This window comes from uncultured Leptotrichia sp. (genome assembly GCF_938036635.1).
GTDB classification, from domain to species: Bacteria; Fusobacteriota; Fusobacteriia; order Fusobacteriales; family Leptotrichiaceae; genus Leptotrichia; species Leptotrichia hongkongensis.
On the sequence record NZ_CALHQO010000124.1, the window covers coordinates 1 to 1,009 of the forward strand.

1 protein-coding gene and 1 pseudogene are annotated in these 1,009 nt (G+C 27.3%); both read left to right on the top strand.

What is annotated here, in order from left to right:
• Positions 1–125: pseudogene (locus Q0370_RS02295) on the top strand (class I SAM-dependent methyltransferase); the annotation flags it as partial.
• 124 nt (positions 126–249) lie between these two features.
• A complete protein-coding gene (locus Q0370_RS02300) occupies positions 250–906 on the top strand; it encodes a DNA alkylation repair protein (protein ID WP_299571574.1) in 657 nt (218 codons plus the stop codon).
• The last annotated feature ends 103 nt before the right edge of the window (positions 907–1,009 follow it).

The window sequence follows — 1,009 nt, forward strand, 5'->3', positions numbered from 1 at the left end:
CTCAGATTAGAGGACAACTTAAAAATGGTCTCGCTATGATAGATTTTTATGAATCGTGTGACAAAAGACATAGATTATCACGTTATGGAAATGACTATATAGCTACACTTTGCATTAAACTATAATGTTATAGAGCATACTTCAGGAGAATAGCCCGTTTTATTTTCCGTAAGGGTTAAAATCTAAAAATTAGAATTTTGTAATTAATAGAAATTAATGTTTTTAATAAAATGAAAAAAGAGGAAGCTTATGGATTTTAATAAACTTTATGAAGAAATGATTCAGCATAAAAATGAAGAGCAGGCACGACAAATGTCAAAATATATGCTTAATAAATTTGAATATATTGGAATTAAGACGCCTGAAAGACGCAAAATATTTAAAAATTTTTTCAAGGAATATAAGAATGAAGAAAAAATCGACTGGGAATTTGTAAATAAATGCTGGGAAAATAGGTATAGGGAATTTCAGTATGTTGCAGCTGATTATTTGAAGGATAAGAAAGATAAGTTAACAATAGACGATATTCCAAAGATTAAACAGTTTACCTTGAAAAAATCGTGCTGGGATACGATAGACAATTTAGATATGACAATAGGAGCTTTGGCATTAAAGGATTCAAATGTGAATAAAATATTGCTGGAATGGAGTATTGATGAAAATATTTGGCTTAGAAGAATTGCGATTGATCATCAGCTTTTGAGAAAAGAAAAAACAAATACTGAATTACTGGAAAAGATTTTAAAGAATAATCTGGGGCAGGCTGAATTTTTTATTAATAAGGCGATAGGCTGGGCATTGAGAGATTATAGCAAGACAAATCCTGAATGGGTAAAAAATTTTATTGAAAAAAATAAAGAAAAAATGGCAAAATTAAGTATTAAAGAAGCTAGTAAATATTTGTAATATTAAATTCTCTTCTAAGTAACAAATTTATTATAGACTTTTTGAACAAAGTATATTTTCAAATAATTAAAATATAGTTTTTTAATTCTAATAAAAGTCGTAA

Excerpts from the sequence above, each read along its gene's own strand:
- Q0370_RS02300 (WP_299571574.1), top strand. The coding sequence starts at position 250 with ATGGATTTTAATAAACTTTATGAAGAAATGATTCAGCATAAAAATGAA.